This is a genomic window from Pricia antarctica (genome assembly GCF_900101815.1).
Lineage (GTDB): Bacteria > Bacteroidota > Bacteroidia > Flavobacteriales > Flavobacteriaceae > Pricia > Pricia antarctica.
On sequence record NZ_FNAO01000004.1, the window covers coordinates 335,119 to 355,316 of the forward strand.

Sequence of the window (20,198 nt, forward strand, 5' to 3'; positions counted from 1 at the left end):
ATTAATATATTTTGCGATGCCGAAATCATTGACAAACTCATTTTAAAAATTCCTAATGTCACTTTTAAAGCTCGATATTTCCCCAAGCTGCGTCGATCATTCGTTCCAATCCATATGCTGGCCGCCAACCAAGTAAAAATTTTGCTTTACTAGTATCGAGCCATGTGGAGTGGTATTTTGTTTCCATCTTTACCGATTTTATCTGGCGGGTTTTTAAGAGATACTCGGCAGCTTTGCCATAGTCGAATGGCTCGTCCATGGAAATATTGAAGGTTTGCTGTTTTGCCTCAATGTGATCTATGGCGATGATTATAGCGGCAACAAGGTCGTTTAGATGTACCATATTCCTTTGCATTGGGTAACCATTGGCATCAAGCATAAGGGGAATGCTATGCTGTTTTTGATATTGAAGTGCAGTTCGAGCCTTGATCATTTTGTACCACTCGGGTACACCAAACACCTGTGTCCCAAAGGAAAGGTGTCTTTTTAAATCGTCTCCCCGCATGATCCAAGGAGCGCGAAGACAGGTACCGTCAAGGTTATATTGCACGATATATTGTTGCAACATGGTTTCTTCAAGTACTTTTGACAAAGCATAACAACCGGGATAGGCTGTGTGGGCCTGCTGTTCATTGATCGGGTTTTTGTGTGGATAAAAATAATGTCCCACCGATGCATCACCACCGATTAATATAAAGCGTTTGAAACTACTGGATTCCTTACAACTTTCCAATAACCAGAATAATCCCTTTATGGCAACATCCATAATGGTTTCAGGATCTTCCTTGGTGGTTGCCAAGTGGATGACATGGGTGATATCCTTCATGGCCTTTTGTACGGTTGCCTTGTCGGATATTGAACCATGGATAACCTCCAGACGCTTATGGGGATTTACAGTGCGCTTATGGCAAAGAGCCCTAAGGGTGCCTTTTTGATTTGGGTCACCAAGAAAGCCGTCAATAAAGGCCTGTCCGACCTTTCCGGTGGCTCCGGTTACCAGAATCTTGTTTTTAAGGACGTCCATTTGTAGTTGATATCATTTGTCCGAAATTACAATGCTATTACACTACTACCAATCAATAGGCCTATAATCCTTTAAAAATTTACCACACCAATGTTTGCCGGTGTTTATACCATCAAATAAGGGGTCCATGACCCGTGCAGCCCCATCAACAATGTCTAAAGGAGGCTGAAAATCATGTAATTCCTCTTTTTTCTTGGCCAATGCTATGGGGTCTTCGTCAGTAACCCATCCGGTGTCTACCGCATTCATATATATGCCGTCTTTTGCCAATGCCTGTGCAGAGGTATGGGTTAGCATATTCAATGCGGCTTTGGCCATATTGGTATGTGGATGCCGACTTTCCTTAAAAAAGCGATGGAACTTCCCTTCCATGGCAGAGACATTGATGATATGTTTCTTGCCCGTGTTGCTTTTCTTCATGATTTCTGAAAGACGATTGCATAAAACAAACGGCGCCACGGCATTCACCAGTTGTACTTCTATCATTTCGGTGGTTTCGATCTCCCCAAGCTTTAGACGCCAACTGTTGGTCTTTCTTAAATCTACCTGTTGTAAATCTGCGTCTAATTTTCCTACGGGAAACACTTCTTCGGCAACCAGTGAATTATCGAAACTATAGGGGATTTGGGACAATCTTGCGGAAGCCCTTAAACCGATACCCGGTTCTGGCCCATGCCATGTAACGGGCATATTCTTATGGGACAAGGTTACCGATGTCAATCCTTTCAACTCGTCCAGGCAACCGATGTGATCTGCCAATACATCGCGAGCGTACTTTGGTAGGGATGCGAAGGGCCTTTCTTCGTTTTCCATCAAATGGGAATAAAAACCTGCCGGACGTCTAACGGTTTGGGCGGCATTATTGATCAAAATATCCAGCTGCTCATATTTTTGCTCGATATAATTACAGAAAATCTCTACACTGGGGATATGACGCAGATCGAGCCCGTGAATTTTTAGGCGATGTCCCCATTCCGTGAAATCGGCTTCTTTTGAATAACGCAATGCCGAATCTACCGGAAATCGGGTCGTTGCGATTACTGTTGCTCCGCCACGTAACAACATCAAGGTAATATGATATCCGATTTTTAACCGGGAGCCGGTGATAATTGCTACCTGACCTTTGACGTCCGCATTCTGAAAACGTTTGGCATAATTAAAATCCCCACACGCTTTACACATGGTATCGTAAAAATGATGTAGTTCTGTAAATTCGGTCTTGCACACATAGCAATTTCTGGGAGAGGCCAATGCTTGCCGTTCTTTATTTGCCAAATCGGAACCGCCCAAAAGTTTAGGTGCTACAAAGACATCGGCTTCACGAGCGCTGCGGATGCCCGTTTCTTTACGGGCTACCCTGTCCCTAGCCGCCATTTTGCGTTTGGCCGCTTTCTTCCCGTCTTTTTTTCGACGTGAAAACTCCTCCCTGCTGGGTCTCGAAAGCATTCCGGATGCTTTCAGTAAAGCGGTTCTTTTCTCTTTTGGAATATCGAATATCTGATCGGTATCCGTAACTAGCCGCTCTAAAATAAAGATGCATTTATCAATTTCTTCGGATGAAATTTTTTGGGATGTGTCTGTTTCCTTGGCTTCTCTGTGCATTTCTTTATCCGGATTATGTGTACCAAAAAAAAATCAACTCTTCATTATATGAATCCGCACCTTTTTCTTCTTCAACCGCGTATTGTTCAGTTTTTCGACCAAGACACTGGCAATGGATTGCGGTACCGCAACAAATGCGCAATCTTGCTTTAATTCGATAACCCCCAATTGGTCTTGGTTAATTCCACCTTGCTTAAAAAATAGGCCGGCGATATCGCCTTTTGAAATTTTATCTTTTCGGCCTCCTGAAAGAAATAGGGTTTCCCAATACTGATCCTCCGATAATGGCTTGTGCCCTGTTCGTTTAGCTACAACTAGGGGTTCTTCTTTCTCAATGAATTCGGGCAAACGCTCTTTTTCCCATCGTAGCACATAGGCCGTTCCTTTGGCATTGACGCGCGCCGTTCTGCCATTTCTATGGGTAAACTCCTCCACGGTTCTAGGAAGTTCATAATGAACGATATATTTAATTTCCGGAATGTCGATGCCTCTTGCGGCCAGATCGGTAGCGACGAGTATTTTACAGGTGCCGTTTCTGAACTTGATTAACGAACGTTCGCGGTCTCTTTGCTCCATACCCCCGGAAAAACAGGCGTGGTTTATACTATGAAGATCCAGATGGGCACTCACCTGCTCAATACTATCCTTATAATTACAAAATATGATTCCGGGTTCGCTACCAATATGTTGCAGTAATTCCACCAAAGTCTGTAACTTATTTTTATCCGGGGCAACCACGGTCTCAAGGGTCAATCTCGAGGCTTTTTTATCCTTTATATAATTTATAATCTTTGGAGCTTCCAAGCCAACAAAACGGGGAATTGCAACACCCTGGGTTGCCGAGGTCAGAATGCGTTTGCTCAAATGGGGCAACTGATGGATAATTTCGTTCATCTCAGTCTCGAAACCGGTTTCCAAAGATTTGTCGTACTCATCCAATATCAGTGTTTTAATGCTTGCTTTTGAGAAGCGTTCACCGCTAAAATGATCTGCAATTCTTCCCGGTGTTCCGATTAAAATAGCGGGCAAATGTTTTAATTCCAGTTTATCTTTGGATATAGGTCTGCCGCCGTACACCGCATTGACCTTAAATCCGGACCCCATATTGCGGACCACCTGTTCAATTTGTATGGCCAATTCCCGGGATGGTACTAAAATGAGGGCTTGTACTTCCATCAATTCGGCATCCAAAGAGTCAATAAGCGGCAAAAGAAAAGCTAAGGTCTTACCAGTGCCCGTTGGAGAAAGAAGAACGGTATTCACTGTTTTTCCGATGATGGCAATGGCCTCTTGCTGCATGGGGTTCAGTGCAGTTATGTTTAGTTTTTCTAAAATATTCTGTTGGTTCCGAATGCTATTCGCCATAGGGTGTATTGGTCTCAACTGTGGTTAAGAATGGGTATGGATTTCATTGGAATTGCTTGTCCGCTCCTCCCCTACTAGTAAACCTCTTGAAGCGTACGTTTTGATTTCCTGTAGGTATACTTTGGATAGATGCTGCGCTTGGCAAATCGATTTAATTTATTGGAATTGACCATCTTTCTAAATATGGGTTTTGTAACGCCAAAATACTCGTACGTAGTCCCATCTAAGAAAGTGATTTCCAGAACCAAACCCTTAAGATCGTAATCCGCTATTCCAAAATTTGTAATGGTTTCGGTATAGGCTTCCAAGTTTGCTGCCGTGGTTTCTGGGGCTATACTTACTAAAAAATGATATCCGTCAATAATAGTACGGCTTTGCCCTTCGGCTTCTTCCCGTTTGGCATCACTTTCCTGATACTTGTCCGGATGCCATTCCTTGATTAAATTACGGTAGGTTGTCTTGAGTGTTTTCAGATCGATTTCCTTTTCGACACCGAACAGCTTCTTATATTGATTTATTCGTTTCATACTATTTTTTGAAGGCGCAAAATTACCTCTTTATTTTGAACCCTTGGTAGAGAAGCGGGTTTATCTCGTAGCGATAAAATGTAAGGGATACCGGTCACAAAAAAACCCCATCGATATCGAAGGGGTTTTGCTAAACTTGAAGTGTATGTGTTAGATAACTTTTACGTTCACTGCATTTAATCCTTTGTTGCCTTCCTGTAGATCAAACTCAACTTCGTCGCCTTCGCGAATTTCGTCAACTAATCCAGAAACGTGTACAAAATGATCTTTTTCAACACCTTCTTCGGTGATAAATCCAAATCCTTTAGTGTCATTAAAAAACTTTACTGTTCCTTTACCCATGGTAATGTAATTAAATTTATAAAATGTATTGAAATGCAAAGATGGTACCATTTTTCTGACTTACAACCTATTAAATGGTTTCTTTTTCATTTTTTATATTCTTAGTTGTTGGTTTGGACAGAGGAATGCCGAGTACAAATGCTCCAAAAGCTTTGTTAAGTACGTTAGGTCCTAGGGACAATGTTTTGGTTTACCCTAAAGAAATTGTCCGGGTCATAGGCCGACTTAATCTCTGCCAATCGCGCATAGTTATGCTTATAACTGGCCTTTACCCGCGCTTCTCCCTCATTCATCATAAAATTGGAATAGGCTCCCCCGGCCGAATACGAATGTAATGCTTCGTAATAGGCCTTACTCCATTTGGTAATCTTATCGGCGGCGGCGGCATCGGGAGATACACCCAGATACACACCGGCATACTTGGCATCCCGATACGCCCAAGGGGTATCGGTAGCCCCTACCCTGCTTGCGGCACCACTGATAGGATAGAGGTGCATTTGGGACAAGGGTGTTGGAATATCGGATCCGAATTTTAAATGTTGTGCCCTTACTTCAGGCCCCAGTTCATTAAAAAAATCAGCACGCCAATACCATTGCAATCCGGTAGGGAAAAATCCATCGAATAGCTGCTGAATGGCCGGATACGGCATTTGGCCCACATGGGCGAAAAGTGGTTTTTTTGCCATAATGGGCGCAAAGGCTTCTTCCGCCTTTTCCATATCTCCTGTATAGCACCAAACAATCCCGCAAAAATTCTTATTGTGCAGGTGTTCTGGAAATGGCGATTCGGGAATAATCATTGTGGCGATGAACCCATTCAAATCTTCTGGGGCGTTATGGATAAAACCATCATACCATTCCATGATTTCTTCGATTTGTTCGATGGGCCATAAAGTTGGCCCTCCAAAAATAGTCGCAACGGGGTGTGCTTGAAAGGTAAAGGAGGTCACTACTCCAAAATTGCCGCCGCCGCCGCGAATGGCCCAAAATAAATCGGTATGCTTATCGGCATTTACCGTAACGAAAGAACCATCTGCCAAAACCATTTCGGCTTCCAGCAGATTGTCAATGGTCAGACCGAATTTGCGAGTCAAATATCCGACACCACCACCAAGGGTCAAACCGCCTACACCGGTCGTGGAAATCATACCAGACGGAACGGCCAAGTCAAATTCATGGGTGACTCGATCCACATCTACCCAAATGCTACCTCCGCCCACTTTAACGGTATTGTTCTTAGTGTTGACTTCTATATGCTTTATACCCGATAAATCGATGACCAATCCATCGTCGCACACGCCTAATCCCGCTCCGTTGTGACCTCCTCCCCTGACGGACACCAACAAATTATTGTTTCTTCCGAAGTTCACGGCCTTAACGACATCTGTAGCATCCGTACACATGGCAAACAGTTTCGGCCGTTTGTCGATCATCCCATTGTAAACCTTTCGGGTTTCATCGAAGTCGTCGTCCGATGGCAGTACCAAACGCCCAGTTAGTGTTTTTCCAAAGGCTATTAATTTTTCAGGCCCGATGTCTGTTTGTTTTTGCATGGTATTTATTTTGTTGGATTTGACAGTAAAGAAGCGTTCACTTTTTTCTTCGTAAATGGAATCAACATTGGAACTTCATTCTGATAGTCCAAATATTTTTCGCCCAGAGCTTTACGGAGGTCCTTTTCTTCTAAAAATTTCACCGCCACGAGTATATAAGCGGTGGTTACTGCCGCAAAGAGCAAGTGGCCGACGGTCATTGTGGGGGTCGCCCAAAATGCGATCAAAAAACCCAGCATTATCGGATGCCTTACTATTTTGTACAAAAAGTTGGTTTGGAATTTAGGAGCCTGCGTAATTTTATCTTTGAGGTTGTCAACAATCTGGGTCAAACCGAAAAGCTCAAAATGGCTGATCATAAACGTGGAAAGCAAAACAATGGCCCAGCCTATCCAGAATATAATTTGTAACACCAAGACAAGGGCGCTATTTTCAATATTCCAAACAACGGTGGTCATGGGTTGCCATTTCCAAAAAATCAACAATAGCAGCAAACTGGTCAATAGAATATAGGTGCTTCTTTCTGCCGCTTTCCCAATGATTTTCACCCACCATTCTTTAAATACCGGACGCGCCATGACACTATGCTGAACAGCAAAAAGACTTAACAGCCCTATATTGATTAAAAATGCAGTCGTAAACTCGATTTCCGTACCTGAATCTATCCCCTTAGGCACAAATAGATTGCCAATAAAACCAATGGCATAGAGAAAGGAAATCAGGAATACGATATATGCTAAGATTCCGTAAATGAGAACGATAATTTTTTTCATGACTTTTTGGATGTTAGATTATTTACTCCAAAACTAGACATGCTTTATTAAGAAATATTCTACATTTCAACCAAAGACTATAACTTTTCGTTCAGTGTGTAGTATCCTTTACTATAAGGGTTTATAATTTTTTCTGTACGCAGAAGGAGTAATATCGTACTTTTTCTGAAAACATTTGGTAAAGTAGGCCGCGCTGTTAAAACCGGTATCAAAAGCGATTTCCGAAATATTCCTATCGCTCCTTTGCACCAATTCAAGGGCTTTTTGTAATCGGAAGTCTTGCACCAAAACATTTATGGATTTATAGATTACAGTGGTCATTTTACGATACAACTGCGAAGTGCTTAAACCTAAATGGGCACAAAAATCCGCTACCCCCAAAGTTGGGTTGCGCCATTCCTTTTCAAGATGGTTCATCACGTCATTCAAAAAATGCGCATCGGAAAGCCGGATCGTACGTATAACGTTTTTGTCGATAGGATGGTTCAAGTTTTCGCTTTCATACAAGTCCTGTATCTCGGATGTTATTAAAATCCGATTTTTTGAAATGTCGCTTAAACGTTCAGCGGTGTTTATGGTTTCTTCAAACAAACCATGCTCTTTGGTCACCGGCAGCCCTGCACTCAACCCCATATGCGATTGCACGGTAATAGCTAACGATGTGTCCAACAATTCTTTGATGGCCAATGCCGAATGGATAGCCTTGGTGGTAGTATCGTATGAAATCAAAAGATCAGTTTCGGTTTGTTTGACAATTCGGCCCTCGTATAGATCGACTAAGGTACCGATTGTCTCGAGGGTCAATTTCGATAGGTTTGCAGGAGCATTTTGTAGGTTATGTTGTGTTATTTTCAAAACCATTAAAATCCGAAAAGCGGGATTGTTGACAATGTTTAACTCCCTTTTTTGAGATTTTTTTGGATCCTCGATACGACCTAAAAACGATTCTACGATAGTATCGTCCACCTCGATAATCGTATTGGGCACCTCGCCGTGGGCTTTGGCATGCATTTCTATGATGGCCTCTTTGTTCGGTGCCTCTACCAAACAAAAAGCCGTTTTTCTGCCGTCATCGTACCAATAGGTAATGCCCCTACAACAGTATTTGTGTTGTATTCTTAAATCTTCTTGATGTATTTCTGCCACAATTTCGGCGGTTACCTCCTCGGCCACGTCGTGACGGTCCATGTATATTGGCATTGGTTTTCGTTTTAACTATTTGGAAATAAGCAGCTTCGTGGGGAGGCTCAATAAATATAGGGAATAAAATTGGTTTTTACTTTATTCCGTGTTAGCCACCACAGCATTCTTTTAGAATCGACGATTTAAGTTTTGTATGAGTTTGATGGGGATTATGGAAAATGTGTTACCTTTATTTTTTGAGATTTAAATATCTTATTCACTACCATTTTTTAACTAACATAACATATAGTATTATGAGCCGATTGAAAGAAATTAAATATTTTACTTTGGTAATGCTTCTGTTTGGTTTTGTTGCAGCGGGATCATTGAGCGCTTGTAGAGATCAAAAAAAGGAAACTACCACTGAAGAGCAGGGAGAACATCCTACGGAAGAAGGGGCTACCGATGAAGAGCACCCTGCAGATAATGGGGCTACGGATGAGGAGCATCCTTCCGATGATGGCGCCGCAAAAGAGGAACATCCAAAGAATTAATATACGTTGGACACCGGCTTTAGCGAAGACTTATTAGCTTTTCGGAAGTTTCGCTTTCAGCCTTTGAAATTTCGCTTTCGGCTTTTCTTTGAAATGAGAAAAATGTTTTCGGAAATGCGGGCGTAACCCCTATTTCCATAACTGGGTATGCGAGGAAGTTGATGAGACCGGAATGTGGTCCGGGCTCGATTTTTAGATCTCGTCCACGGGTGAATTCGATACGATTTGCCGGATGCCGACCAAAATAATAAGTGGCCAGTGCCGTATATTTATTGGCTTCGCTAATATCAACGGGCCACCATTTGTCCTCTGCATAAAATTCCGCCCAACAGTGATAGCCATCGATGCCTCCTTCGTCGCGTTCCGATGGGATAGCAGCGCCTACGGCAAACCGCGCAGGTATTCCCGCTGATCTTGCCAGCGAAATGAAGAGCGAATGGAACTCAGTGCAATTACCCGTAAGCGCGTCGCATGCGTAAACAGCATCACCTGTGCCATATTTGCCCGCCTTGATGTACCGCATACTTTCTATCACATAATCATATAAAGCCCGTGCCTGCATGATGGTACTTTCGCTGTTCCTCTGCCCGATAATGGAATCTGCCAATACCTGAAACCGGTCTCCGACAGGCATTAGTAAACTGGGCTCCAGATATCTTGTAGGCGATGCATTTTCAGCATACGGCTTTTTTTCCTTTCTTTTAACGTCATAAACAAGTTCCACTTTTTCCCCGCTTTGTTCCGGGGAAAGTTCCATATACAATATCGTATTGCCATAGGTCTTTTCTTTGAGCATTTGATGTTCTACGGGTGCCTCTAAGGAGGTGAGTTCGACGGTCTGGAAGCGATCGCTTTGAGGAACTGGAATCCATATTTTTGCCGATTCAGCCATTTCTGGCAAGGTAACCTCATAACGAAACTCAAAGCTGTCTTCCCCTTCGATGACCCCCAGTAAATCAGATGACGCGCCCTCAATAGGCACTCTGTACCACGTCTTGTTCTCACGCCGTTTCCAGGTATAAAAAGGTTTACCGTTGAGCTTGTGGAGGGTCGTTTCCGTGACGGTCATGTTGCCCGGATCGCCTTCCAGGAAAAAATCCACATCGTATACGTCACCGCTTATATCGGCGAGGTCGACACAGGCAAAATGACGTCGAGGTCCTAGATTTGAAAGGTATTCCGTATGTACCCGTACCAATTTAAGGTGCAATTCCTTTTCGTCCGTATCCATGTTAAAATATCCGTCTCCTTCGGCTACCTTTTTGGCGATATTGGCTTTGATGCCCGCTTCAATATCGGCCGTAACTACTTTAGGAACGTTCCTGTTCGCGAAGTTGTTTTCTTCTTTCTGTTTAGTGCTTGAATTGCAGGCCATCATCATAGCGAGCATCAAGGCCAAAAGTATTCGTAGGTTCTTCATTTTTGCATACAATTAATAAGGGCATGAATTTACGACAATTCCACCGGTATTCAATTTGGAATACTTGGCGCGTGGTTTTTCATGACCCTTTTAGAGATTATTTTGAATGAAAACAGGAATTAACTGCTGTTTTATTAGGATTTCTCCCAAAAAGTAGTAAGTTATAGAAGGTAATATAAACTAAAACATATATATGAGGCAACTGAAAATCACGAAACAAGTTACAAACAGGGATACTAAATCATTAGAAAAATACTTTCAGGAAATATCAAAAATTGATTTGATTACTGCGGATGAAGAAGTAGAACTGGCCAGAAGAATACGTGAAGGAGATCAGATTGCCCTCAATAAATTAGTCAACGCCAATTTACGTTTCGTGGTTTCGGCCGCAAAACAATATCAAGGAAGCGGTCTACGGCTTTCAGATCTGATCAATGAAGGAAATATTGGATTGGTTAAAGCCGCCAAACGTTTTGATGAGACCCGTGGCTTTAAATTTATTTCTTATGCCGTGTGGTGGATTCGCCAGTCGATATTGCAGGCCATGTCGCAACAATCGCGAATGATTCGTTTGCCCTTGAACAAAATCGGGCTAATCAGTAAAATAAAAAAGGTTTACTCTTCTTTGGAACAGGCCTTTCAACGGCCTCCAAGTGCCATCGAAATTGCTAGGGAACTTGATATCAGTACCGCGCAGGTTAAACTCGCAATGAAAAATTCAGGAAAGCATTTATCTATGGACGCTCCTTTTCAAGAAGGGGAATCTAGCAACCTATACCATGTACTGGCATCGAAAGATGCACCTAGTCCTGATGCCACGATGATGAAAGATTCCCTCAGAACGGATATCAATCAAGCATTAAAGGTACTTCCCGACAGGGAAAGTGAAATTGTACGCTTATACTATGGTATTGGAGAGCAGACCCCCAAGAGCCTGAGCGAAATTGGCGAACTTTTTGACATCACCAGGGAGCGTGTGCGACAGATAAGAGAAAAAGCAATTCGCATTTTGCGGAACAAATCCAATAATGCAGTCTTGCAGGGCTATTTGTAAGATTAGGGTAAATCACTCATTTTTAAAGAAACAAGCACAAAAAAAGCCGTCTCGTTTGGTTTCGAGACGGCTTCTTAAATGAAAACCACTTATAGTTTTATACTTATTTTTTGGCAATAAGTACATCATTGATTACGTGTACGATTCCATTTGAAGCCTCAACATTTCCAAGGACTACTTGGGTCTTGTTGCCCTTTTCGTCCTTAAGTATAATCTGATCCCCTTTAAGGCCAGCCTCCAATTCTTTTCCACTTACCGTCTTGAACTTGTATTTTCCTTTGGCCCCATTGATGGCTTTTACCAGCTGGTCGGACGTGATTTCGCCGGCTACAACGTGATACTTTAAGATATTGGTCAGTAGCTCTTTGTTTTCCGGTTTTGCTAGCTCCGCAATGGAAAGATTTTTCGGTAATTTTTCAAATGCATTGTTTGTCGGTGCAAACACAGTGTAACTTCCCGGTTCGGAAAGCATTTTGTCAAGCCCTGCGGCCTTGACCGCGGATACTAGGGTGGAAAGCTCGGCATTTTTTCCGGCTACCGCTGCGATACTGGTCGCCATCATTTCTTTCTTTTTGGCTTCTTCCTTTGTTTTTTCCGCTTGCGCTTCTTCCATGGCGATTTTATCCTCCGCAGCTTTTTTATCGGCATCTAGCTTGGCCTGGTCTTTACATGAGACCATCGCGAGAACCGTACAGAAGGTTAAAAATAGGATTTTTGTGTTTTTCAGTTTCATAATTAATTGATTAATCTATTTGTACCTAAAGTAGTTCGATAAATCTTCCTTTGAGTCCTTAGTCTTATTAAAATTATGTTAAATATAGGGCCGGTATCCGACAACGATATGACCGTTGGGTTTATTATGAATTGCAAAAGAATTAGTCTTTCACAAAAACCATACAATGCTGCCAAGGCAAATTATCGATATTCCGTTCCAGCTTCATTCCGGCGGCTTTCATTTCCTTTACAGCCTGCGCCTCCGTCATTTTGTGGAGTTGTTTGATGGGTACGCTCTCGTCTTCGCCGCGATATTCGATCAGGTAGAGCTTCCCGTCAGGGCGAAGGGCCTTTTTTACGGAGGCTATCATGGCTACGGGATAATTGAATTCGTGGTAGACATCGACCATCAATACCTTATCTACTGAGTTTTCGGGGAGGTTGATGTTTTTTTCGCTTCCTTTTACGATGGATATGTTTTTGCTGGCCCCGGCTTCCTTTTTATCGCGGAGGGCGGCCAACATTTCATCCTGTATATCAACGGCATAAATCAATCCCTTATCGGCCAAGGTTGCCATTTTGAACACGTGATAGCCGCTGCCCGCACCGATATCGGCTATGGAGTCGCCGGATCGAATGGCCATATCACGCAGTAGTTTCGTTGTATTTTCTTCTTCCTCACGATTGGAACGTTCCAACCAACTCATCCCTTGAAAACCCATTACGTGGGCAATTTCCCTCCCCATATACCACTTGCCAATGCCATCGGGATCCCCAGTTTTGTAGGTATACTTTACGTTGGTTTTATCGTCTTTACCAGACTGACCCATACACTGATAGAGCGGCAGTGTAATTACCAATAAAAATAGGAAGCGCAACATTTTTCGAAGATGTATCATAGCATTTGAAGTTTTTACAGGAAAGATAACAAGAAAAATTGCCCCTTCCCCTACTCCTGCTTAATAACCTTCTCGAGAATCTGTGCATGGGTCGCTCTCTAGTACTAATTCAATCTTCCCGAAAGGCATCCTGCTGCATCAATACTTCCCCAAAGGAGATTTCTTCCGCGGCCAAGACCATTACAGTGGTGGGCAATGATCGAATACGCTGCTGCAGCTTCGTGTAGTAGTCTATAAAATGAGCACCCGGAAGGGCCATTCCCATAAATATAAGATCTGCATCGGCGGAAGACTCGTGTAACACGGTGTCAAATGAACGTCCGTCGGATATGATCACTTCAAGTACCGCCCCGGTCCTTAATTTCTTGATTACCGCAGATAAATTACGACGTGCGTCTTTGGCCGCTTTTTCGTTGGGAACCATCATTTTTATTCTCACCTTGGCATCGTACCAAGCCAAGCTGCTTTGCATAAGATAGGCCAGCAGCATTAGCAGCCCGCCATTTCCCTTGAGGCCACCCCACCATAAATCGATACGCTCCCGGTTTCCAAATCCCTTTTCCTCGTTATCGTGTACGATGATTACATTGCGTTTCAGCGTATGGAATTGCGCAATCATATCACAATATTCTTGCCTGATGGCCTCATTTTCGCTATCTCCCAAGATAATGGTATTGGGCACGATACTGCCCAAGCCGTAGAATTTCACAAACTCCGCAGCACCTTTGAAAGGATTGGGAGCGGAGATGACACGGGCGAAGCCCCTCGCGCTGCGCTTGGACAAAAAATCCTGAATATTGTATTCCATCCTTTTTCGGCGTTCATTGTCGATCTGGTTTCCCGTGAGTACCGTGGCGACAGTCAAGATACCCCGGTTATGGGTAATGGAGGCCGCGAAATCGATCAAATGCCAACGTTTTGTGGGCGCTCCGGAAAGCACCAACGGATTGGGCCGCCAGGTTTTGGATTCCTTCTTTTGCCCCAGGCTAAGCAATCCAGCGCGTATAACGGCCATCCAGAGACCCCTGCGAACGTCTCCCCAAGCGGTTTTCATCTCCCTGCTTTGCAGCCAGAAAAAAACCACCAGTATAAAAGCGAGGGCCAGTGCCGTTGCCAGTGCATTAATTAGCAACATTACTGCAATACAGCCTAGCGTACCCAGCAACGAGAATATCCAATGCACCTTGAACGATGGCCGGAACGATGGACTGTCGAGCACGCCTTCTATGCCCGCTGCGGCATTTAAAATGCCGTAGGTGGTCAGAAAAAACATCGTTAAAACGGGGGCGAGAATGTTCAAATTGCCCATATAGACAGCGACCAAAGCAATGGCCAAAGTGAAGACCGTACCATAGCGGGGGGCATCGTCATTGGCGGATCCCTTGCCCAACCAGCCCAAAGACCTTGGCAGTACGCGATCTCGTGCCAAAGCCTGAAGTACCCGGGGGGCGCCAAGAATACTCCCTACTGCGCTGGATAAGGTTGCGCCCCAGACCCCTATTAAAATGGCATCGCCCCAGTACGCCATCTTGCGCATGATCATGGGATCATCTATTAGCGAAAGGGCATCGGCGCGGTTGGCGAGAATTATGGGCAAAATCATGTAAATGACATAGCCGACCCCAATGGCCGCAAAGGTGCCGCGCGGGATGGATTTTGAAGGATTTTTAAGGTCTCCAGACATGTTTATACCGGACATAATGCCGGTTACAGCGGGAAAAAATACGGCAAAAACGACCCAAAAGTCCTCTGAATTACGATCGGCGGCTCCCCACATCTCAATGGTCGTATCTTCGATGGGACTTCCGAAAAATAGGGATATCAGGGACAGTACGATACCGAACATGATAAAATATTGGGCCCGTATAGCCACTTTCGCCGATATGGTGGCCAAGGTGGCAACCCCTAAAGTAGTAACCAGACCTACGGTCTTAAAATCCAGGGAAGGGAACACACTGGTCACGCTTTCCGCAAAGCCGACGGTATATAGGGCCACGGAAAGGGCAAGCGCTATATATAATGGAATACCAATCGCCCCACCGATCTCAATACCCAGCGAACGGCTGATCATGTAGTAGGCACCGCCCGTCCGAACCTGTTGGTCGGTCGCAATGGCAGCTATGGAAAGTGCCGTTAAAAAAGTAATCGCGGTACCTAGGGTCACAATAATCAGGGTGCCCAAAAGCCCTACGTTTCCTACTACCCAACCAAAGCGTAGGTACATGATAACGCCGAGAATGGTAAGCAGGGAGGGCGTGAAAACACCTCCAAAAGTTCCCAGACCGGTCTTTACGGAGGGAACAACCTGTTCCCTATCCGGCGCATTTCGCCGAAAAGGATTTTTCATTTACTATTATTTGTTGGTTCGGTTCGGAAGTTAATTGGCATCAAGTTAGGGATAATAAAAAAGCCTTCCCAATGGAAGGCTAATTTTTTGCAAATAGTGTTCTATTTGATCCTGTATAATTCTTGAAGTTTCCGAGTGCTAGCAATATCGCAAGCGAGTGGATACTAGAAAAAAAAGACCTACATATCCTCGGTCACTATCTTGTTTTTGGCCACCCCCATTTTGCTTAAGCTACCTACAACGTCATCGATCATCTCTGGCGGGCCGCAGACATAAAAGTATTGGTCAACATCGGAAATTTGGGCCTTTAAAAACTCAAAATCCATTCGACCATGGGCATAGGCATCCGTTTTTTCTTCGGATAGGATGTTGACAAAATCATCTCCCAACCAATTCTCAAAATGATCTTTAAAGAATATATCGCGTTGTTTTTTGTTTGCAAAAAGGAGCTTATTGCCTTTAATATCCCCATTTTTGGCCAAATCTCGAAGAATGGCAATGAAAGGTGTTACACCTGCCCCACCGGCTATAAAAACACCGGGACCTTTATATTGGATAGTGCCCCAAGCATCGCCGATGATAAACTGATCCCCAGGTTCCAAAACAGGTATTTGTTCGGTTACTCCATGGTGATCGGGATATACTTTGATTACAAATTCAAGCGTATCTTCTTTTGGAAGGCCGGTAAAGGTAAACGGACGCTTTTCATTCCTCCATTTGGGATGCGTCAAGGCGAATTCGGTGGCTTGACCCGGCGTAAAGCTGAAATCTTTGGGTCGCTGGGCGACCAGATGTACTACATTATGATTCAGATAGGTGATGCTATCCAAGGTTATATTTCTTTCCATAGTATTTTTTTTAATTTTTCAATGAAGCCATATCGATTACAAAACGATACTTAACGTCATTATCCATTACCCGCTTATAGGCTGTATTGATATCTTTCATATCGATCATCTCAACATCGGAAACAATATTGTGCTCTCCACAAAAATCCAACATTTCTTGGGTTTCCTTGATACCTCCGATCAAAGAACCGGCGACACGTTTTCTGCCCATAATCAATCCGGCTCCATTGAAAGGATCCAAGGGTTCTACCGATCCGACCAATACCATAGTGGCATCCCTTTTAAGCAAAGCGATGTAGGGATCCATCTTATGACCCACGGGAATAGTGTTCAATATAAAGTCGAAACTGCCCTGATGTTTTTTCATGGCATCCTTATCCTTGGAAATCAAAACCTCATGCGCCCCCAAACGTTCGGCGTCATCCGCCTTATCAGGCGATGTGGTTATCATCACGACATGTGCGCCCATGGCATTGGCGAACTTCACACCCATGTGGCCGAGACCGCCCAGACCGATTACGCCTACCTTGTCGCCTTTCTTGACCTTCCAGTTTTTCAGGGGCGAATAGGTAGTGATGCCCGCACATAATAAAGGAGCAGCTGCTTTCTCATCGATATTCTCGGGAATGCTCAGAACGAATTCCTTATCCACTACAATAGACGTAGTATACCCGCCGTGGGTGTGGTCGTCCATGTGTTTATCCTTACTGCCGTAGGTCATGGTCGCCCCGTTTTCACAGAATTGTTCCATGTCGTCTTTACAAGCGGAACAGGTTTGGCAGGAATCCACCATACAGCCGACACCGACCAATTGGCCTTCTTTAAAATCGGTTACGCCATCACCTACAGAAACTACGCGCCCAACAATTTCGTGCCCGGGGATCATCGGATAGACTGAATTGCCCCAGTCATTATGAACGGTATGAATATCACTGTGACATACGCCACAATAGGTAATATCGATTTCCACGTCATCTTTTTGAATGTCGCGTCTATTTATGGTCATCGGCTCAAGATCTGCTTTGGAATCTTTGGCTCCGTATGCTTTTACATTTTCTTTCATAAAATTTTTTTATTTGTGTTATTTGTGTTGTACTTGATTTTGACGGATTTGCCTTAAACCTTCAATTTAGCATCCAAGGTAATCTCCGTATCCAATAATTTAGAAACGGGACAAACCTCTTTGGCTTTTTCCGCGATTTTTACAAATTCATCTTCCTTAATATTAGGGACCTTACCGGATACACTTAAGGCGATTTTCACGATTTCACCATCCTTGAAAGTCACCTGGGCATCGGTATGGAGTTCGTCGGGGGTATAGTCGTTCTCGCCCAGCAATCCACTGAGCTGCATGGTATAGCAACCCGCATGCGCCGCACCGATCAGCTCTTCGGGATTGGTGCCGTTTTCGTCCTTAAATCGGGTGCCAAAGGCATATACCGCTTTTTTCAAGGCTCCGCTGCCCGTAGTTATATCCCCTTTTCCTTCTTTTATACTTCCCTGCCAACTCGCAGAGGCGTTTCTTGTGAAATTCATAATGATGTATCTTACTAGTTAGTACTAATTGATCTGTAGCGCATAATGCCAAAATAAATGCAATGCGCCATTTGTAAGAACGATGCTTGGCGAAAACCGTTCAGCGCAGGGCATTCATCGCTAATTATGGGTTGCAAAGCGATGGATGAGAAAGCTTTAAACCGCTTTCATACCCGCTTCCGCAACGGCGTGATCGTCTTCGACGGTACTTCCGCTGACGCCAATGGCGCCGACAATATGCCCGTCTTCGTTTTCAATGGGAATGCCCCCCGGAAAGGTAACCAAACCCCCATTGGTATGTTCAATATTGAAAAGGGATTTTCCTGGTTGGGATATTTTTCCGATTTCCCCGGATGGCATATCGAAATATCGCGCGGTTTTCGCTTTCTTGATCGAGATGTCGATGGAACCCAACCAAGCACCGTCCATTTTCGCAAAGGCGACCAAATTAACGCCGGAATCTACAATGGCGATGTTCATCTTAACGTCCATTTCCACCGCTTTTTTCTGGGCGGCCTGAATTGCTCTTTCTGCTTTTTCTAGTGTTATATTCATTCTTACTATTTTAGTTACTATTTACTTTGGATATTTTTATGTATTCGGAATCAACTCCCGCGTTTTGGCTTCATAATCCGTATATCCTTCTTTTCCGGGCGTGTAAAAACTGTCCTTGTTCCAATCGGAAACGGGAACATTTTCGCGAAACCGTCCTACCAGATCGGGATTGGAAACATATAATTTGGCGAAGGATACCAAATCGGCATGGCCATCGTCTATTACCCTATTCCCTTTCTCTTGGTCAAAGCCGGAATTAATCATTAGGGTACCCTTATACTTGGGGCGATAATGCTCGGCGATGTTGGTCACGGCAAAATCCAAACCGGATACATCGGTAAAGGGCTCGGATAGATGAATGTACGCCAAATCATATTCCTTGTCCAACCGCTCTATAATATAGTCGAAGGTGGGAATTGTATCTTTATCCATGGTCATTCCGAATACACCGTGAAGCGATGGATTAAATCGGGCCCCTATCCTATTTTCAGGCATCACCTTCTTAATTTCATCCAAAACCTCGAAGAAGAAACGGGCCTTATTTTCTTTACTCCCGCCATACTGATCCTCTCGATGGTTGCTGGTGCCATTAAAAAATTGATGGAAAAGATAGCCATTGGAAGAATGGATTTCGACACCATCGAATCCCGCTTCCATCGCATTTTTGGCAGCCTGAACAAACTCGTTTTGTGTTGTTTTAATATCTTCCAAGGTCATGGCCTTTGGAGTAACCGTTTTCTTTTGACCTTCGGGGGTGAATACTTCGGCATCGGGATTCAAGGCCGAGGGGGCCCAAGGCAATTCCCCATTATGAAAATCAGGGTGCGAGATGCGACCGACATGCCATAATTGTGCAAAAATACGCCCGCCAGCTTGATGTACGGATTCGGTAACTTTCTTCCAACCGTCGATTTGTGCCTGGTTGTGCATGCCCCCCGTATTGATATAGCCCACTGCCCGTTTTGAGACTTGCGAGCCTTCCGATATGATAAGGCCTGCGGTCGCCCTTTGGGTGTAGTATTTTACGTGAAGGTCGGTCGGTGCATCATCATTATTTACCGCACGACTTCTGGTCATGGGAGCCATTACTACGCGATTAGGTAATTGAATATTGCCCATTGTGTATGGGGTTAAAAGGGATTGCTCTTTCATTAAAATTTCATTTTAAATTATACTATTTATAAATCATTTTAGAATTCATGTATGGCATGCTATCACATAGGATGTTGTTATTGTCAAATTGGAATTTAAAACAACTAGGCGCAATTGGAGGTTACAATCCAGAGGGATTTTGACGTGTTCGATATGGAAAAAACGAACTATCGACAAAAGGCACTATTTATTCTTAGGTAAATCTTTGATAGCCCCACTGTAGCGAATGGGAAACCGTTGCGAACTGCTTACGCTAATCATACTTGTAAGGTTCGGGAATAGCGTAATATTGAAGTTGAAATTTTCGGAATCGTCCTTCATCTTAAACCTGAGGTCGTATCGCTGTGTAACCTTATCTTGGGTGATTTCCATTTCTGTAGGAATTCCTTCGAATTCAATTCCCGCCCCATCGGTATCGTAACCCCCGCCCATCTGTCGTTCCCCATAATAAGGAAGATAAACGGCGACGCTATCGCCCAATATTCTAAGATAATTGGAATTTCCGATAAGGCTAATCTGCCCTGCGGAACTTCCTGGGGGTAACAATCCCGCGTTCGAGATGCTGTTCAAACTGGCAGTGGCTAAGGGAAACGCCCTATCCGATATAATTTCGAAATTTTTGCTCGATACTAAATCGTCCAATTGTTTGCCCTTGCTATCCGTGATTTGGGAAGAACTACTACACGAAAGCATCAAACCGGCCAAAACACAAACCACAAAAATACGGTTCAAAGATGCTATTCCTTTCATTTTCCATATTTTGACCAAGATAACGACAATCTTGTCAACGGCTGCTTAAAATTATCATAAA

The 20,198-nt window shown here is 43.8% G+C and carries 20 protein-coding genes; 2 read left to right on the forward strand and 18 right to left on the reverse strand.

The genetic code is table 11. From position 1 onward, the window contains the following. Positions 1-64 precede the first annotated feature (64 nt). The 8 genes from BLT07_RS09100 to BLT07_RS09135 form a co-directional block, all read right to left on the reverse strand. Positions 65-1,024: an NAD-dependent epimerase/dehydratase family protein gene (locus BLT07_RS09100; protein ID WP_091867924.1), complete on the reverse strand. Its 960-nt coding sequence runs from the start codon at positions 1,022-1,024 to the stop codon at positions 65-67. A 45-nt stretch (positions 1,025-1,069) separates the two neighbouring features. After that, complete coding sequence (locus BLT07_RS09105; protein WP_091867925.1) at positions 1,070-2,626, reverse strand: SDR family NAD(P)-dependent oxidoreductase; 1,557 nt, start codon at positions 2,624-2,626, stop codon at positions 1,070-1,072. Positions 2,627-2,659: 33 nt separating this feature from the next. Beyond that, positions 2,660-3,991, reverse strand: coding sequence for a DEAD/DEAH box helicase (locus BLT07_RS09110; protein WP_091867927.1), 1,332 nt, complete (start codon positions 3,989-3,991; stop codon positions 2,660-2,662). Between the two features lie 74 nt (positions 3,992-4,065). Continuing rightward, the gene (locus tag BLT07_RS09115; protein WP_091867929.1) at positions 4,066-4,518 is read right to left on the reverse strand and encodes a KTSC domain-containing protein; all 453 of its coding nucleotides are present in this window, start codon (positions 4,516-4,518) and stop codon (positions 4,066-4,068) included. A 150-nt stretch (positions 4,519-4,668) separates the two neighbouring features. Then, positions 4,669-4,860: a cold-shock protein gene (locus BLT07_RS09120; protein ID WP_091868252.1), complete on the reverse strand. Its 192-nt coding sequence runs from the start codon at positions 4,858-4,860 to the stop codon at positions 4,669-4,671. 164 nt (positions 4,861-5,024) lie between these two features. Then, entirely contained in the window at positions 5,025-6,413 is a 1,389-nt protein-coding gene (locus tag BLT07_RS09125) for an FAD-binding oxidoreductase (protein ID WP_091867931.1), read from the reverse strand. Between the two features lie 5 nt (positions 6,414-6,418). Continuing rightward, positions 6,419-7,186, reverse strand: coding sequence for a methanethiol S-methyltransferase (gene mddA / locus BLT07_RS09130; protein WP_091867933.1), 768 nt, complete (start codon positions 7,184-7,186; stop codon positions 6,419-6,421). 111 nt (positions 7,187-7,297) lie between these two features. Next, positions 7,298-8,386: a nickel-binding protein gene (locus BLT07_RS09135; RefSeq protein ID WP_091867935.1), complete on the reverse strand. Its 1,089-nt coding sequence runs from the start codon at positions 8,384-8,386 to the stop codon at positions 7,298-7,300. A gap of 236 nt (positions 8,387-8,622) precedes the next feature. Here BLT07_RS09135 and BLT07_RS09140 point away from each other — a divergent pair, with 236 nt between their 5' ends. Further along, positions 8,623-8,862: a hypothetical protein gene (locus BLT07_RS09140; RefSeq protein ID WP_091867937.1), complete on the forward strand. Its 240-nt coding sequence runs from the start codon at positions 8,623-8,625 to the stop codon at positions 8,860-8,862. A 19-nt stretch (positions 8,863-8,881) separates the two neighbouring features. On the opposite strand, the gene BLT07_RS09145 is transcribed toward BLT07_RS09140, so the two are convergent. Further along, the gene (locus BLT07_RS09145) at positions 8,882-10,282 is read right to left on the reverse strand and encodes a transglutaminase-like domain-containing protein (protein ID WP_175455289.1); all 1,401 of its coding nucleotides are present in this window, start codon (positions 10,280-10,282) and stop codon (positions 8,882-8,884) included. 193 nt (positions 10,283-10,475) lie between these two features. On the opposite strand from BLT07_RS09145, the gene BLT07_RS09150 reads away from it, so the two are divergent. Next, positions 10,476-11,336: a sigma-70 family RNA polymerase sigma factor gene (locus BLT07_RS09150; RefSeq protein ID WP_091867939.1), complete on the forward strand. Its 861-nt coding sequence runs from the start codon at positions 10,476-10,478 to the stop codon at positions 11,334-11,336. A 103-nt stretch (positions 11,337-11,439) separates the two neighbouring features. Here the strand turns inward: BLT07_RS09150 and BLT07_RS09155 are convergent, their stop codons facing one another. From BLT07_RS09155 to BLT07_RS09195, 9 genes are all read right to left on the reverse strand, one after another. After that, positions 11,440-12,069: a fasciclin domain-containing protein gene (locus BLT07_RS09155; protein ID WP_091867940.1), complete on the reverse strand. Its 630-nt coding sequence runs from the start codon at positions 12,067-12,069 to the stop codon at positions 11,440-11,442. Between the two features lie 142 nt (positions 12,070-12,211). Next, positions 12,212-12,949: a class I SAM-dependent methyltransferase gene (locus tag BLT07_RS09160; protein ID WP_317040750.1), complete on the reverse strand. Its 738-nt coding sequence runs from the start codon at positions 12,947-12,949 to the stop codon at positions 12,212-12,214. A 109-nt stretch (positions 12,950-13,058) separates the two neighbouring features. Then, the gene (locus tag BLT07_RS09165; protein WP_091867944.1) at positions 13,059-15,296 is read right to left on the reverse strand and encodes an APC family permease; all 2,238 of its coding nucleotides are present in this window, start codon (positions 15,294-15,296) and stop codon (positions 13,059-13,061) included. Positions 15,297-15,475: 179 nt separating this feature from the next. Then, on the reverse strand, positions 15,476-16,144 hold the full coding sequence (locus BLT07_RS09170; RefSeq protein ID WP_091867945.1) for a ferredoxin reductase domain-containing protein: 669 nt from the start codon (positions 16,142-16,144) through the stop codon (positions 15,476-15,478). 10 nt (positions 16,145-16,154) lie between these two features. Further along, complete coding sequence (locus BLT07_RS09175) at positions 16,155-17,207, reverse strand: NAD(P)-dependent alcohol dehydrogenase (RefSeq protein ID WP_091867947.1); 1,053 nt, start codon at positions 17,205-17,207, stop codon at positions 16,155-16,157. A 53-nt stretch (positions 17,208-17,260) separates the two neighbouring features. Continuing rightward, positions 17,261-17,680, reverse strand: a complete 420-nt coding sequence (locus BLT07_RS09180; RefSeq protein WP_091867949.1) for an OsmC family protein — start codon at positions 17,678-17,680, stop codon at positions 17,261-17,263. Between the two features lie 156 nt (positions 17,681-17,836). Further along, positions 17,837-18,235, reverse strand: coding sequence for a GlcG/HbpS family heme-binding protein (locus BLT07_RS09185; protein ID WP_091867951.1), 399 nt, complete (start codon positions 18,233-18,235; stop codon positions 17,837-17,839). A gap of 36 nt (positions 18,236-18,271) precedes the next feature. Then, a complete protein-coding gene (locus BLT07_RS09190; protein ID WP_091867953.1) occupies positions 18,272-19,387 on the reverse strand; it encodes an alkene reductase in 1,116 nt (371 codons plus the stop codon). A 183-nt stretch (positions 19,388-19,570) separates the two neighbouring features. Then, positions 19,571-20,137, reverse strand: a complete 567-nt coding sequence (locus BLT07_RS09195; protein ID WP_091867955.1) for a DUF4251 domain-containing protein — start codon at positions 20,135-20,137, stop codon at positions 19,571-19,573. Positions 20,138-20,198: the final 61 nt, after the last annotated feature.

Excerpts from the sequence above, each read along its gene's own strand:
- BLT07_RS09100 (WP_091867924.1), bottom strand. The coding sequence starts at position 1,024 with ATGGACGTCCTTAAAAACAAGATTCTGGTAACCGGAGCCACCGGAAAG.
- BLT07_RS09105 (WP_091867925.1), bottom strand. The coding sequence starts at position 2,626 with ATGCACAGAGAAGCCAAGGAAACAGACACATCCCAAAAAATTTCATCC.
- BLT07_RS09110 (WP_091867927.1), bottom strand. The coding sequence starts at position 3,991 with ATGGCGAATAGCATTCGGAACCAACAGAATATTTTAGAAAAACTAAAC.
- BLT07_RS09115 (WP_091867929.1), bottom strand. The coding sequence starts at position 4,518 with ATGAAACGAATAAATCAATATAAGAAGCTGTTCGGTGTCGAAAAGGAA.
- BLT07_RS09120 (WP_091868252.1), bottom strand. The coding sequence starts at position 4,860 with ATGGGTAAAGGAACAGTAAAGTTTTTTAATGACACTAAAGGATTTGGA.
- BLT07_RS09125 (WP_091867931.1), bottom strand. The coding sequence starts at position 6,413 with ATGCAAAAACAAACAGACATCGGGCCTGAAAAATTAATAGCCTTTGGA.
- mddA (WP_091867933.1), bottom strand. The coding sequence starts at position 7,186 with ATGAAAAAAATTATCGTTCTCATTTACGGAATCTTAGCATATATCGTA.
- BLT07_RS09135 (WP_091867935.1), bottom strand. The coding sequence starts at position 8,386 with ATGCCAATATACATGGACCGTCACGACGTGGCCGAGGAGGTAACCGCC.
- BLT07_RS09140 (WP_091867937.1), top strand. The coding sequence starts at position 8,623 with ATGAGCCGATTGAAAGAAATTAAATATTTTACTTTGGTAATGCTTCTG.
- BLT07_RS09145 (WP_175455289.1), bottom strand. The coding sequence starts at position 10,282 with ATGAAGAACCTACGAATACTTTTGGCCTTGATGCTCGCTATGATGATG.
- BLT07_RS09150 (WP_091867939.1), top strand. The coding sequence starts at position 10,476 with ATGAGGCAACTGAAAATCACGAAACAAGTTACAAACAGGGATACTAAA.
- BLT07_RS09155 (WP_091867940.1), bottom strand. The coding sequence starts at position 12,069 with ATGAAACTGAAAAACACAAAAATCCTATTTTTAACCTTCTGTACGGTT.
- BLT07_RS09160 (WP_317040750.1), bottom strand. The coding sequence starts at position 12,949 with ATGATACATCTTCGAAAAATGTTGCGCTTCCTATTTTTATTGGTAATT.
- BLT07_RS09165 (WP_091867944.1), bottom strand. The coding sequence starts at position 15,296 with ATGAAAAATCCTTTTCGGCGAAATGCGCCGGATAGGGAACAGGTTGTT.
- BLT07_RS09170 (WP_091867945.1), bottom strand. The coding sequence starts at position 16,144 with ATGGAAAGAAATATAACCTTGGATAGCATCACCTATCTGAATCATAAT.
- BLT07_RS09175 (WP_091867947.1), bottom strand. The coding sequence starts at position 17,207 with ATGAAAGAAAATGTAAAAGCATACGGAGCCAAAGATTCCAAAGCAGAT.
- BLT07_RS09180 (WP_091867949.1), bottom strand. The coding sequence starts at position 17,680 with ATGAATTTCACAAGAAACGCCTCTGCGAGTTGGCAGGGAAGTATAAAA.
- BLT07_RS09185 (WP_091867951.1), bottom strand. The coding sequence starts at position 18,235 with ATGAATATAACACTAGAAAAAGCAGAAAGAGCAATTCAGGCCGCCCAG.
- BLT07_RS09190 (WP_091867953.1), bottom strand. The coding sequence starts at position 19,387 with ATGAAAGAGCAATCCCTTTTAACCCCATACACAATGGGCAATATTCAA.
- BLT07_RS09195 (WP_091867955.1), bottom strand. The coding sequence starts at position 20,137 with ATGAAAGGAATAGCATCTTTGAACCGTATTTTTGTGGTTTGTGTTTTG.